This window comes from Novosphingobium sp. 18050, from assembly GCF_902706195.1.
Lineage (GTDB): Bacteria > Pseudomonadota > Alphaproteobacteria > Sphingomonadales > Sphingomonadaceae > Novosphingobium.
This window is the reverse complement of sequence record NZ_CACSJO010000055.1, coordinates 1-12,494: the sequence shown is the minus strand read 5'-3', so window position 1 is coordinate 12,494 and position 12,494 is coordinate 1. Positions and strand designations below refer to the sequence as shown.

Annotated in this window: 14 protein-coding genes, 1 tRNA gene and 1 pseudogene; 8 read left to right on the top strand and 8 right to left on the bottom strand. The window is 59.9% G+C overall.

Annotated features, from left to right (window positions below; translation table 11 throughout):
• The first annotated feature begins 254 nt into the window (after positions 1-254).
• From GVL61_RS24065 to GVL61_RS24050, 4 genes are all read left to right on the top strand, one after another.
• On the top strand, positions 255-461 hold the full coding sequence (locus GVL61_RS24065; protein ID WP_159983748.1) for a hypothetical protein: 207 nt from the start codon (positions 255-257) through the stop codon (positions 459-461).
• 727 nt (positions 462-1,188) lie between these two features.
• Positions 1,189-2,289 carry a branched-chain amino acid aminotransferase gene (locus GVL61_RS24060; RefSeq protein WP_159983746.1) on the top strand — a complete coding sequence of 367 codons (1,101 nt, stop codon included), beginning with the start codon at positions 1,189-1,191 and terminating at the stop codon, positions 2,287-2,289.
• Between the two features lie 138 nt (positions 2,290-2,427).
• Entirely contained in the window at positions 2,428-3,276 is an 849-nt protein-coding gene (yghU, locus tag GVL61_RS24055) for a glutathione-dependent disulfide-bond oxidoreductase (protein WP_159983744.1), read from the top strand.
• Between the two features lie 112 nt (positions 3,277-3,388).
• Positions 3,389-3,463 (top strand) — tRNA-Gln (locus tag GVL61_RS24050).
• Positions 3,464-3,500: 37 nt separating this feature from the next.
• On the opposite strand, the gene GVL61_RS24045 is transcribed toward GVL61_RS24050, so the two are convergent.
• Entirely contained in the window at positions 3,501-4,058 is a 558-nt protein-coding gene (locus GVL61_RS24045) for a tyrosine-type recombinase/integrase (RefSeq protein WP_159983742.1), read from the bottom strand.
• A 78-nt stretch (positions 4,059-4,136) separates the two neighbouring features.
• Here GVL61_RS24045 and GVL61_RS24040 point away from each other — a divergent pair, with 78 nt between their 5' ends.
• A complete protein-coding gene (locus tag GVL61_RS24040; RefSeq protein WP_159983740.1) occupies positions 4,137-4,943 on the top strand; it encodes a phage holin family protein in 807 nt (268 codons plus the stop codon).
• Positions 4,944-5,302: 359 nt separating this feature from the next.
• Here GVL61_RS24040 and GVL61_RS24035 read toward each other — a convergent pair whose 3' ends face one another.
• From GVL61_RS24035 to GVL61_RS24015, 5 genes are all read right to left on the bottom strand, one after another.
• Positions 5,303-6,295 (bottom strand): radical SAM/SPASM domain-containing protein, encoded by a 993-nt coding sequence (locus GVL61_RS24035; RefSeq protein ID WP_159983738.1) that lies wholly within the window; start codon positions 6,293-6,295, stop codon positions 5,303-5,305.
• Between the two features lie 414 nt (positions 6,296-6,709).
• Complete coding sequence (locus tag GVL61_RS24030) at positions 6,710-6,976, bottom strand: hypothetical protein (RefSeq protein WP_159983736.1); 267 nt, start codon at positions 6,974-6,976, stop codon at positions 6,710-6,712.
• Positions 6,977-8,375: 1,399 nt separating this feature from the next.
• Positions 8,376-8,654 (bottom strand): hypothetical protein, encoded by a 279-nt coding sequence (locus GVL61_RS24025; protein ID WP_159983734.1) that lies wholly within the window; start codon positions 8,652-8,654, stop codon positions 8,376-8,378.
• Positions 8,655-8,738: 84 nt separating this feature from the next.
• Positions 8,739-9,107, bottom strand: a complete 369-nt coding sequence (locus tag GVL61_RS24020; RefSeq protein WP_235037890.1) for a hypothetical protein — start codon at positions 9,105-9,107, stop codon at positions 8,739-8,741.
• 11 nt (positions 9,108-9,118) lie between these two features.
• Positions 9,119-9,418 carry a hypothetical protein gene (locus tag GVL61_RS24015; protein ID WP_159983732.1) on the bottom strand — a complete coding sequence of 100 codons (300 nt, stop codon included), beginning with the start codon at positions 9,416-9,418 and terminating at the stop codon, positions 9,119-9,121.
• Positions 9,419-9,542: 124 nt separating this feature from the next.
• Here GVL61_RS24015 and GVL61_RS25195 point away from each other — a divergent pair, with 124 nt between their 5' ends.
• From GVL61_RS25195 to GVL61_RS24860, 3 genes and pseudogenes are all read left to right on the top strand, one after another.
• Complete coding sequence (locus GVL61_RS25195) at positions 9,543-9,827, top strand: hypothetical protein (protein WP_235037889.1); 285 nt, start codon at positions 9,543-9,545, stop codon at positions 9,825-9,827.
• Complete coding sequence (locus tag GVL61_RS25540; RefSeq protein ID WP_368667151.1) at positions 9,791-9,886, top strand: hypothetical protein; 96 nt, start codon at positions 9,791-9,793, stop codon at positions 9,884-9,886. The genes GVL61_RS25195 and GVL61_RS25540 overlap by 37 nt, the downstream gene beginning before the upstream one ends.
• 105 nt (positions 9,887-9,991) lie before the next feature.
• Positions 9,992-10,313 (top strand): annotated as a pseudogene (locus GVL61_RS24860) (transposase); the annotation flags it as partial.
• A gap of 137 nt (positions 10,314-10,450) precedes the next feature.
• Here the strand turns inward: GVL61_RS24860 and GVL61_RS24005 are convergent.
• Both GVL61_RS24005 and GVL61_RS24000 read right to left on the bottom strand, forming a co-directional pair.
• A complete protein-coding gene (locus tag GVL61_RS24005; RefSeq protein ID WP_235037888.1) occupies positions 10,451-11,356 on the bottom strand; it encodes an SDR family NAD(P)-dependent oxidoreductase in 906 nt (301 codons plus the stop codon).
• A 153-nt stretch (positions 11,357-11,509) separates the two neighbouring features.
• A complete protein-coding gene (locus GVL61_RS24000) occupies positions 11,510-12,040 on the bottom strand; it encodes a TetR/AcrR family transcriptional regulator (protein WP_159983730.1) in 531 nt (176 codons plus the stop codon).
• Between the last annotated feature and the right edge of the window lie 454 nt (positions 12,041-12,494).

Sequence of the window (12,494 nt, the reverse complement as noted above, 5' to 3'; positions counted from 1 at the left end):
CGTATGGTGTTTTTTTTTTTTCAAGCAGAAGACGGCATACGAGATTGCCTCTTGTCTCGTGGGCTCGGAGATGTGTATAAGAGACAGCCTCGGACTGGCGCGACACGCCGATCACGCCCGGAGACTGGAGCTACGGCGCCAATGCCAGTGGATCGGCCGCCAGCTTCGGCGGAGTATTCACGCTACGCTGTGCGCCACAGGCGGGCACGATCACCCTCGTCCGTGCCACCGCGCCGCGCAGCACGCCGGTCTCGATGACGGTCACCACCTCCGATGGCAGCCGCGCCTTCACTGGACGCAGCACCTCTACCGGAATCGAGATCGCGCTGCCGGCCCGCGACAAGGTACTCGACGCGATGGCTTTCAGCCGCGGCCGCTTCGCCATCTCAGCCCCCGGAGAAAGCACGCTCTACATACCCAGTTGGGCCGAAGTGGCACGGGTTATCGAAGACTGCCGCTGAGGTCCGCCCAGGCAGTCCCGGACCCAATTCGAGACTGCCGGCAGCCTCAAGGCCGCTCCTCTGACACCACCATTTTCGAAATAGCGCCGGGCGCGCCCGCTACTGCCGGGCGGAAAGCCCTTTCGTGCTTTCTAGAGCACGCCGGACGCCAATTTGAGTGGGTTTTCGGCCGCATCCATGAGCCCCCAGAAGCGCTCTTGAAAGTCGCCGCAATGCTGGGGAAAACCGGCCCGAAGCGTCGATAATGACCGCAAAAAAAATCATTGCAAGACTTGTTGTGCGATGCGGAATCGGCCACAAATTTCCCAGGACGACGGGCCTCGGGAAACGCGCCTGAGAGTGACCGAAGTCCTCGCCGCTTAAGTGCGGCAACTGGCTCAACAGCGCGAAAGGAGGTGATCCGATGTCTCATGGTTCAGCAGAGAGGTCGGCAATTCCCGTCGCGAGGCATTATCGCTAATTCCTGACATAGCGATAAAGGCTTCGCTGGCGGCACTTCCCGGCCGCTGACCATGCGAAGGGCCGTACCGGATTTCCGGTGCGGCCCTTCTCATTTTGGGCGTTCCTCTCCGCTGCGTGGAAGAACGCGCCATCTCTCCCCAATTTGCCTCCCCGAAGCTTCGTGCTAATACTCCTCTCGTGAGAAGCAATGTTGCTTTCGGGTTGCGATCTGCGAAATTTTCGTTCAACGGCGCAACCTCAGTTTCAGCTAGAGGAAATTCGTTCGATGGCGAGTCTCGCCGATACCGGCCTGTCTTTCACCACTCTTGCCCACCCTGCCCCGACCAGCGCCGAAGCGCGCGGCACCGTGCTGGCAAACCCGGGCTTCGGCACCAATTTCACCGACCACATGGTGGTAATCGAGTGGACCGAAGGCCAGGGTTGGCATGACGCGGTAATCGGCCCGCGTCAGCCGATCGCGCTCGATCCTGCCGCAGCCGTGCTGCACTACGCCCAGGAAATCTTCGAAGGCCTGAAAGCATACAAGCAGGCCGACGGCTCAATCTCGTTGTTCCGCCCTGAGGCGAACGCGGCGCGTTTCAACCGTTCGGCTGAACGTCTTGCCATGCCCCAACTGCCCGAGGCCCTGTTCGTCGAAGCCATCGAAAAGCTCGTCGCTCTGGACAGCGCGTGGATTCCGGAAGGCGAAGGCAGCTCGCTCTACCTGCGCCCGTTCATGATCGCCACCGAGGCCTTCCTCGGCGTGCGCCCGGCCAAGCAGTACAAGTTCATCGTCATCGCCAGCCCCGCCGGCAACTACTTCAAGTCGGGCGCCCCGGCCGTGTCGATCTGGGTTTCGGACTACACCCGCGCGGCTCCCGGCGGCACGGGCGCAGCCAAGTGCGGCGGCAACTACGCCGCCAGCCTGGTTCCCCAGGCAGAAGCAATTGCACGCGGCCACGATCAAGTCGTCTTCCTCGATGCCGCCGAGCATAAGTGGATCGAGGAACTGGGCGGCATGAACCTCTACTTCGTGTTCGACGACGGCACCCTGCTCACCCCCGAACTGACCGGCACGATCCTGCCCGGCATCACCCGCGACAGCCTGCTGACGCTGGCGCGCGAAGAAGGCCTCACGGTTCAGGAAGGGCGCTACAGCCTCGACCAGTGGCGCGCTGACGCGACCTCGGGCAAGCTGGTCGAAACTTTCGCCTGCGGTACTGCGGCGGTCGTCACGGCGGTCGGCAAGGTTTCCGGCACGGACGGCGAATTCACCATCGGCAGCGGCGGCCCCGGCCAGCTGACCGGCAAGCTCAAGAACCGCCTCGTCGCAATCCAGCGCGGCGAAGCACCCGATACCCACGGCTGGATTCGCAAGATCGGCTGAAGCCAATGTGCGGCGTCGCTCCGGATAAGGTCCGGGCGACGCCATGCTAGATGGCCTGGTCATCGAAACCGACCTTGTCGGCGGCAATCGGCGAACCTACCTGATGGCGGCAATTCCCTCCCTCAGGAGCCTCCCCATATGGCCGACCTCACTTACACCCCGCCCAAAGTCTGGACCTGGGACAAGGCCAACGGCGGCCAGTTCGCCAATATCAACCGCCCGGTCTCCGGCGCCACCCACGACAAGGAACTGCCGCGCGGAAACCATCCGATGCAGCTCTATTCGCTGGGCACGCCCAATGGCCAGAAGGTGACGATCATGCTCGAGGAGCTGATCGCTGCAGGCCACACGGGCGCAGAGTACGACGCCTGGCTCATCGACATCGGCGAAGGCGACCAGTTCTCGTCCGGCTTCGTCTCGGTCAACCCGAACTCCAAGATCCCCGCCCTGCTCGACTGTTCTGGCGAAACCCCGGTGCGCGTATTCGAATCGGGTTCCATCCTGTTCCACCTGGCCGAGAAGTTCGGTGCCTTTCTCCCCACCAGCGGCCCCGAGCGCAGCGAATGCATGTCATGGCTGATGTGGCAGATGGGCTCGGCGCCGATGCTCGGCGGCGGATTCGGCCATTTCTACGCTTACGCGCCGGAAAAGTACGAATATCCGATCAACCGCTTTGCCATGGAGGCCAAGCGCATCATGGACGTAGCCGACAAGCGGCTGGCCGAAACGCGCTACCTCGCCGGTGATGAATACACGATCGCCGATATTGCCGCCTACGGCTGGTTCGGCGGCTTCATCCGCGGCGATGCCTACGGCGATGCCGCGACCTTCCTCGACGTGGCCAGCTTCAGAAACCTGATGCGCTGGGGCGAGGAACTGGGCGCCCGCGAGCCGGTACGGCGCGGCCGCATCGTCAACCGCAAGGGCGACGGCCTCGTCCCCGAGCGCCACAGTGCCGCCGATATCGACGTGATCTTGAACGCCTGAGGAAAATCCGGCCCGGCGCTGAAAAAGTAGGGTCGAAAGGCCTTTTCAGCGCCGGGATAAGTCGCTAAGCGCGCCTCTTCCCGAGAGGCCGCGCCAAGCGCTGCCGATCCGTTGGGGCGTCGCCAAGTGGTAAGGCACCGGTTTTTGGTACCGGCATTCGCAGGTTCGAATCCTGCCGCCCCAGCCAAGCATTCCTGCTGAGTCGCAGGGTGTCAATCGTCGGGCTATCGGTCACGTTCTGCACCTCGTTCTGCACCGTCTCGGCGGTGTGCTTCCAGCTTTGCGACCACCGAATCTGACTGCGTTGCGGTCATCGCCTGGTACCTCTCCAGCATTTCCATAACTGTCTTCGTCGTCCAGCCAAGCATGGCCGCGATCTCTGACGGGGTGGCTCCGGCATCGGCCAGCATTGTGCAGGTGGTGCCCCGGATGTCGTGGAAGTGGAGCCCATCCAGACCAGCCGCGACGGTCGCTGCGCGCCACTCATGCATGAAGTAGGTTGCGCGGGGCTTGACCGTCCACGGATTACCCTTGCCGGTGGTCAGGATCGTGGCGGCAATTCGCGGCGCGGCGTCGAGCACCTCACGCAGTTCGGAGAATACGGGCATGTTGACCAGCCGCCAGCGCTTGCCCTGGCGGAACCGCAGGCGCCCCTCTTCGTACGCTTCCCATGGCATCAGCAGCACGTCCGCTTGCCGCTGACCCGTCCAGAGCGCCAAGGCCATTGCCATGACCGTATCCGGCGGCGCGACCTTGCGCAACGTCTCGATGTGTTCGGGCAACCAGCTTGCCCGATCGGTCGGCCTTGTAGAGCTTCTTCGGCCGGGCCGCATGGTTGATGGGATGATGCCCCGGTCGGGGTGTCCAACTTCCTGAAGTCCACGCTGCTGAAGAAGCACTTCGTAGGCGACATCGCAGGCGCGGCCGCACAGTTCGCTGTGTGGTACATAGCTGCAGGCAAGGTGATGCAGGGGCTGATAACCGCCGCGCCGATGAGGCCAAGCTCTACCGAGGCCAAATCTGAGCAAACCGGGGGCATAATGGAACACTTCTCGCTTTCCGACTGGCTGAGCGCCGCCGGCTACACCCTGCTAGCGGCAGTCGGGGGCCTGCTAAGCTACGCCATACGCGAACACGACAAGGGCAACGAACTGAACTGGCTGCGGGCGACCACCGAGGCTGTCTCGTCCGGCTTCGTCGGCTTCCTCGTTATGCTGCTGTGCCTTGCGACGGGCCTCGCCCCCCCTATGGACCGGTCCGATCGTCGGTCTGTCCGGATGGCTGGGGGCGAACGTCACTATCAGGATGCTGAAACGCATCGCCTACGAAAAGCTGGGGGTCAAATTGCGCGCCAACACCGACAAGCGGATAGCGGCGGCGAAAGCTCAAGAGGAGCACCGGTCGTGAAGTGGCTGCTCAATCCGACCGCACCGTTCAAGTCCGAACTGTTCGCCATGGTGGGCGTGCTGGCCGTTTGCGGCATCGGCGCTACCATCATCGGCTACCTGCACATCCAGCGCCAGAATGACCCGATTGCGGCGAAGGAGTCCAGATCGATGGCCTACTTGCCACGAACAAGGGCTGGGTTGCTCACGCAGCCGAGCAAAACCGCCTGCGCAACCTGGAGCAACGCAATGTCCTGCTGCTGGATGACAAACTCGCCCTAATCGAGGGGCAGAACACTGCTGCGGCCGTGCAGCTCAAGGAACCGGAGACAAGCAATGCGGAAGTTCGCGAACTCATAGCTAAGCGCCTGCCTGCTGACCTGTGCCGCCTGCTCGAACAACAAAAGTGAGATCGCCTCGGCACCCTCCCTTCCTACGAGGGCATGCCGGCCGGGCTGATGTCGCGATGCACGGTGCAGGACGCGCCGCAGGAGACGATTGCGCCGGTCATCGAGAGCCCCGGCATCTACATCAAGGCGTTCAACTAGTGCGCGGCCAAGGTTGACGCTATTCGGAAAAATGATGCGGAGGCCAGATTTCAATAATGAAATGCCCGCTGCCAAATGGGGCATGGGGGCTCATTATTGCGCCGTCCATGCCTCAACCAATTCCCCGTGTTCATTGAATTCGCCGACCCTCGGCGTGGATTCATAAAGGTAGGAACACCCCTCGCAGAACGAACCGATCTTTCCGTGGCGGGAGGGATTTGAGACCTCCTTCCGCAGCGCTTGATATGATGGGCTATTCCATATCTCCGATAGCGGCTGATCGAACACGTTGCCGAGTGAGCGTGTATCCCCATTATCGATGTACTGCTGCCCCTCTCGCCACATGCAGCACGGAATGACGTCACCGGTCACCTTGATGACCGTCGAACTAAAGGGCCAATGGCATCGCGGTAGTGCAGATGACTTGAGCGCTGTGCCAGACCGAGCGCCGCCAGCGTCCGAATCGACGACATTGTAGAGGTCGCCATCTCGGTCGTACCGTACGCCCTTGAAGGTGATGAAGTGATCCACACCAGCATCGTCCGCAATCGCTCTGACGCGCTCGCGTTCCGTTTTGTCATGATGGGGGTGCCGGATATGCTGCACTTCGACCTTGGGAATCGATCGCCCCAATCGGTTGCGGATTTCTATTACTCGCCTGAGGTTATTGATGACGAAATCGACACGGCCGTTGATGCGTGTGACCTCGTAGACATCCTGCGTCGCCCCATCCAGGGCCACGGTAAGGTGCGACAGCCCGCTCTCCACCAATGCTTGGATTTTCGCGTCTGACCAGTTGTAACTGAAGTGGGTCGTAATATGGACCGCGACCCCTGTGTTGGCAGCAATTCGCGACAATTCCGAAATTGCGGGGTGCATCAACGGGTCCCCGTAATAGGAAAGCGATACGGCTAGCGCTCGGCCCTTCAATTCCTCAATAATCTCAGCGAACTTGGCTATGTCGATCCGGTCTAAAGAGGAAAAATTCTGCGCGTCGAGCAGGGGGCGATTTCTGCCCGCAGGGTCTGCGTGGAGGCATGTTGGACATGCCAAGGCGCATAGAGGCGAAACGTCGATCTTGACCATCGAAGGCAGCTTGCCTGCGCGCCCGCGTCGCAACGCATAGGAAGCGCAGTTACTGGCAAGATTAACCCATGCTGTAGCTGGCACCGATCGAGGCAACCACGCCAACCGGCGCTTTATTTTGCTCGTAGTCGTCGAAACGATCTTAGTAAGTTCGTCTGAAAACATTGTGATGCCCCCTCAATGCGGGGATTTACATATCGGCAGTTACTCGATGTGTCCAACGTGGACGCCCTACAGCGCCAGCATTGAGACTTGGGGTGAGCGAATCCGCGCCGCCGGTATGCGCCTATGCCGCTTCTACGAGCGCGCTGGCATGGCGGTGACGTGTGGGTAGTAGGTTGCCGGTCTTTCCCGACTGTCAGGCCCGTCTTCAGATCAGTGAAACCGGATCAGAGCCGTAAACGGTTCGTAAAATTACGATCCGTTCGACTTGTTGTCGCCGTTATCCGCGATGATCACGACAGCACCAACAACGGCAGCAGCGCCAAGGCCGGCCAGGAGGAGAGTGCCTCCTTCAGCCTTCTGCTTGGCCTTGACGCCCGTCGATGCGCGCTGACCGAGGCCCGAAACGTTGGCGATCTTGCCAACCGAAGCCGAGGCAGCAGTGCCCGCCTGAGCGGCAACGGGAGCCACCAGCATCGCGCTTGCGGTCAGCGAAAGCAGTACGTTTTTGAACTTCATTATGCCCTCCTATGGAGTTCGCCATCCACAAATATCGAGGATGGCCCGCGATGAGGTTCACCACGGCACCTCAACGGGTGCCACAGTCGGCGCAAAACTTCAAAACGCGTCACGGCAATATAAGCACCCGACGGCGTATCTTGGCTGTCAATTTGCGGGCGGGCTGGTGCTACGGCGGCGCAACCAATCCACAGGTCCTGTGAAAAGCCCGCCGTAGCGGACCATCATTAAGTGATCGTCCTTTTTTACGCAATGGTGTCACGTTTGCTAACTTGCGCGAATTCGGGCCAAGGTCGTGATGGCCGGTTTCCAAGCCGCAAGTCACAAGCAATATGCTATCTTTTCAAGTAGGTTTTATCACTATATCCAATCGGATAATTCAAGGCGCGAATGGGCTACGTAGCCGCCTAGGGGTAAGCTATTTAGATCATCCTTCGGGTGCCCGTTGCGGTACGGGGCGATGGGCAGCGAGAATGATGCGAAGGCTCGGCAATGGAAGGCCGAATGAGAAAGCGGTGACCGAGATACGGCCACCGCTTCCACTACCCCTAATGTCGCCAGACGGGACAGCGGAGCCGTTTTCAAGCACTTAAGGCTTCACGCCAATCCGGGGTCCGTAGAGGGTGGAATGCACCATCACGGAATGCGACGGCCGGTTATGCTGCGGCGCGCAAGACAGGGGGCATCGTGTCGCCTCAACCCGCCATACTTACAGTGGGCGCCGCGATCGGAAACCCCGTCAACGCCCCGCCGGCTGCGCGTCGCAGTCAGGCTACCGCTGATAGCGATGGGGTGGGCCCCCTGTCCAAAAGCAGGTCTCTCAGCAGAAAATTGAAAAGAGCCGCCATCTCGGCTTCATCCTTCGGCCATCCGGCGAAAGGGTAGCTTTCCATCGCGCCGATGATCATTTCGTCGGTGATGTAAGGGACCAAGGTCGATTTCCGAAACATAGCGCCCCTCCGTTTTTTATGGACGGGTTTTATGGGATGCCGACCTTTAGGCTCCCAATTAACTTACTGCAACATCCGGACTTATTTCGCCGATAGTCCAGCTCATGTGTGTCCGATCGTGCGCCAGCGCTTATGTGCCATTCGATAGACTTCTGTGCCGCAGCCTTGGCACTTTCCGACATAATGCACGCCGTCCCAATCAACCTTATTTCGATCAGGTTCATGCTTGCCGAGCGCGCAACGGATTGCTTGAGGAATGATCTGCATCCGGGGTCTTTTTGCCTCCGAGCATGAACCGCCGATTACGAAAAGCGCGTACGGCGACGGGACGCAGCTCGGAAGAGGTAGGCGGGTCTTCCCGCGCTACAGCGGCCGAGACTGCCATCCATAGCGGCGAACTGCGTGCGCTCGCCTAATCCAATCCTGCCGGATAACAGGACTCCCCGCCCTCACAGGTGCAGGAGAGAGAGCTGCAGCTGGCCATCAACGGCGGTCCGCGCCGCACTTGAGGCCTGCTTCTGCCACCCCTTAGGCGCGTCTATCGCCACGGGATCTGGAGCGGTGAGATCGCGGGTGATCGCAACCTTCTCGCGCAGGCGCTGGAGAACGGCCGGGAATATGTCGAGGGCCTGCCGGCACGATTCAGGAGCCGCACCTTCTCTATCGGCCTGCTCGAATCGGTGTTGAGCCAGCGCGATCAGCGCGTCATCACTTATGGGAGCGGTCATAGAGGTGCCTTTTCTAGCGCATCAAGTGCGGCCATGCGGACGGGGAGCGCCCATTATCGTTCCGCCCTGGAGTTGCAAGCGCAATCATAGGGCAGACCAGTCCAACTCAGCGTCGTCCAATGCCTCATGCATATCGGGATCGGCGCCCTGCTCGCTGATCCGCTTGCGCACTGCCTCCGAGGCACCGTCCTTCGGGAATGCGCGGCCGGCCTTCGCGGCCTTGGCCAATTCGCCGATGAACCCGCACCTGCCGATCTGCTGCAGCACCCAGCGGCCGAATGGGATCGCTTCGGCAGGCTCCTTCGTCCTGCCGGTTTCGCGCAGCCGCACATCCGTTGGCGCCGGGGTGAAGGCAAGGTGGTCCATCGGCTTGGTAATGTCCTGCCATGCCCCTCCGCCGCTAGCGATGTGGCCAACTTCGCGGCGAAGGTCATCGACTACGTTCTTGTCCATCGTTCTCTCCATCATCGCACCCGCCTCACCGCTTCCTTCCATGTCGGTTCGTCGGGCCACGCCAGTTCGAAATCACCTTTCGCCCAGGCCACAAACTCAAGCCTCTCAGGCCGCACCTTCCTGCGCAATTTCGACCGGCAGACCCTGCACCAAAACCGCTGCTTCGCAGGGCTAAGGCGATCATCCCAGCTGCGGCGCTTGAAGTGCCACCACAGCGTTTTGGTTTCGAACCTGGCGCTATGCTGGCAGGCGCAAACCGCCATCACCGAGTAATGCAGGACCGCAGCCTCGAAGATGTCGGTCGGGACCATGAAGCCTCCTTCCGACCATTTCATTACGGGCTCCGAATCACCGTCATAATTTAGAACATAAACGGAACATAATGCCAAGGCGAGTCCGTTTGACAGCGCGATCGTCGACAGCACATGATGCTGCATGTGCAACCTCTACCGCATGAACGCCAAGGACGCTGAGGTCGCCAAGCTGTTCGGCAACGCCTTCACCCCCGGCGCGAACTTCGCGGCCGAGGTGTGGCCCGGCTATCCCAGCCTGGTCATCGAAGGCGGTACCCTGCCGGCAACGTCTTGGGGCCTCCCGCGCCGCGCCGTGAGCAAGAAGACCGGCAAGCCACTCAAGCCCTCACCGTCAACAATGCCCGCGACGACAACCTACGGCGCTATGCTATCTGGCGGGACAGCTTCCGCAATCGGCGCTGCCTGATCCCGGTGACGCAATGGTGCGAGCCTGAGGGCGAGGATCGGCGCAACACTTGCACCTGATACTCGCTGCCGGGGGAAGAGGTCTTCGTCGTCGCGGGGATTTGGCGACCGACCGATGAATGGCGCGAGGCCTATTCGATGGTTATGGTCGACGGCTGCGAGCAGATGTCCGGCGTTCACGACCGGATGGCGGGGGAGTTGGACACGCTGGTGCGCCTGCATGGCAAGCTGGCTTGCATGGTCAGCGCAGTCCGGCGATCCTGGAATGGGCCGGCAAGAACGAGATCGAGTGGCATTACATCGATCCCGGAAAGCCCCAACAGAACGGCTTCATCGGGTCCTTCAACGGATCCCTGCGCGATGAGCTGCTCAACGAGGAACTGTTCGAAAGCCTGGCCGATGCCCGCCGCAAGCTGGCCATCTGGCGCTACGACTACAACAATGTTCGCCCCCACTCGTCGCTGGGAACCGAACGCCTGCACAAGCGCATCGGACGTTTGTGCAGTATACGCCCGACGCGCTTGTGCAGGCGAGCGTGCCGGAATATTCAACCGCTAGACTGTCGTTATGATCGACGGACTGACGGGGGGCAGGTCACGAGGCTGGTGCCATGAATTTCGACCGCTAAAAAGAGATTTTCATATCTGCCATCTCCCGCTCTGCCCAGAACAGCCGGCCGGTATATTCGCTGGGGTTCTCGCACGCTGCGAAGTAGACGATCATCCGCGCCGGTACGGCCATCGGGACCGCGACACTGTCGTCCAGGCCTTTCTCCTTGACGCGTATCGCGACAAGTTCAGTGGCAACAAGCCCGGGATGCAAGCCGATGATCGCAATATTTTTTGCATGAAGTTCCGGTGCCATGCAGTTGCCGAAGCGATCCAAGGCACGCTTGCTGGCATAATAGCCCGGCACTGCCAGACTAAACCCACCGATCGCGCCGAGTTTAACTGGTTCCTCGGGCATGCGAAAGACCTCTCCGCTGCCGGTTGAGAGGTTGATGATCCTGCCCCCACCGCGCTTCTCCATGATCGGAACAACCAACTGGGTCAGGGTGAAAGGGGCATGGACATTGACCGCGAACTGATAGAGCCATTCTTCCCTCGTCAATTGAAGAAACGGCTTTCCCCAAATCTCGCCCTGTGTCGCCGCAGCGTTGTTGACGAGAATATCGACACCACCGAAGCGAGCGACGGCGGCATCGACTAGCGCTGCCAAATCTGTCTCAAGCGCCAGATCCGTAGCCACCGCAATCGCTTGCCCGCCCGCCTTCTCGATCTGTTCAAGCGTTTCGCCGATAGTCCCTGGTACAGACGAATCCTGCACGACTGTTCGAGCCGCCAAGACGACATTTGCGCCACGTCGCGCGAAGTCCAATGCTGCTTGTTTACCGACGCCCCTGCTGGCACCCGTGATGATGACGATTTTTCCCGCCAGATCCAACTCGCTCTGTCGGTTCATGCGAGGCGCGCCGTCATATCCATCCGCGTTACCAAGCGCGATCTTCAGGTTTTCAGAAATGTTGCTCATCGACATGCTTCCTCACCCTCGCAGATCACCTCCTGCCGTGTGACAGTTACCCTGCGAATCTATTTTATATGAAGTAAAATATGTGATCCATGTTCTGAGTCAAGGCGCCTCTTTGAGACGGGAATCCTGCGGTTTCACATCAGGAACCGCGACCTAGGTCTCAACCTCGATGGCGACTTTTTGCTGTTTAAAATAGCCGGGGCGAAGGCCCAGCGCAGGCTCAATAACCAGCGTCTCCAACATTTCGGCGGTCAATTCTGTGGTGTGATCGGCATCTTGGCCAAGCCACCAGGAAATGATCTCGAATATCCCGCTGGCGATGACCCCCGAGACGACGTCAATCGGGAAGCCATGACCAAGGCTGGAGCGTCCGGTCGCCATGTCACGCCCGATCCGAATGAATTCAGATCGCATCGCTTCACTGGCACCGGCAGTAAGCAATGTTCGCCAGAGCGTGCGCCGTTCGTTGATATACCCACAGATGCCTTCACCCGGTCGCCACTCAGTCGTTCCAAGCCCCTTTTGAAATCCTTTGGTGAGCAGTTCCCGTATTTCTTTTCGGGCGATATCCTGGAACAAATCTTCCTTGTTGTCATATTGATTGAAGAGCGTGGGATAGCTCACACCTGCCTCAGCCGCGATGTCCCGCAAGGTGATCTTGTCGAGGGCACGAATATCTATCAACCGAAGAAGGGACTGCCTGAGTGCCTCTTGGGAGCGTAGTGATCGCGGGTCACTCTGCCGAACTCTTGATTGTGGCGAGTGATTGCCACCGTCTTCGGTTGTCTTCCCAGTTTTCGGCACAGGCTCAACGCTTCCTCTTCCATCCCGGAATAATACAGCCTTAGCAAAAATTCCGCCTCTGTGGAGACACACTTGTCCCGTGAATTAGGTTGGGGTCTCCATGTTCACGCTCAGGTTTGAAATTGAAGGAGTACGCCAGTGCCGCCTAAAAACTGCGCTCTTTCGCGTATTTCCAAACGGGCTCTTACCCGCTACGAAACTCCAACCTGTTGATTGCCACTGAGATGTGACCCGGGGGGCGTATAAATTACCATTGAGAATTGACCCATGTTTCCCTCGCCTCCGGCTGCCAGTCGGAGGGTCGTGGAGTGATCGACATGGACTTACTCAGTGT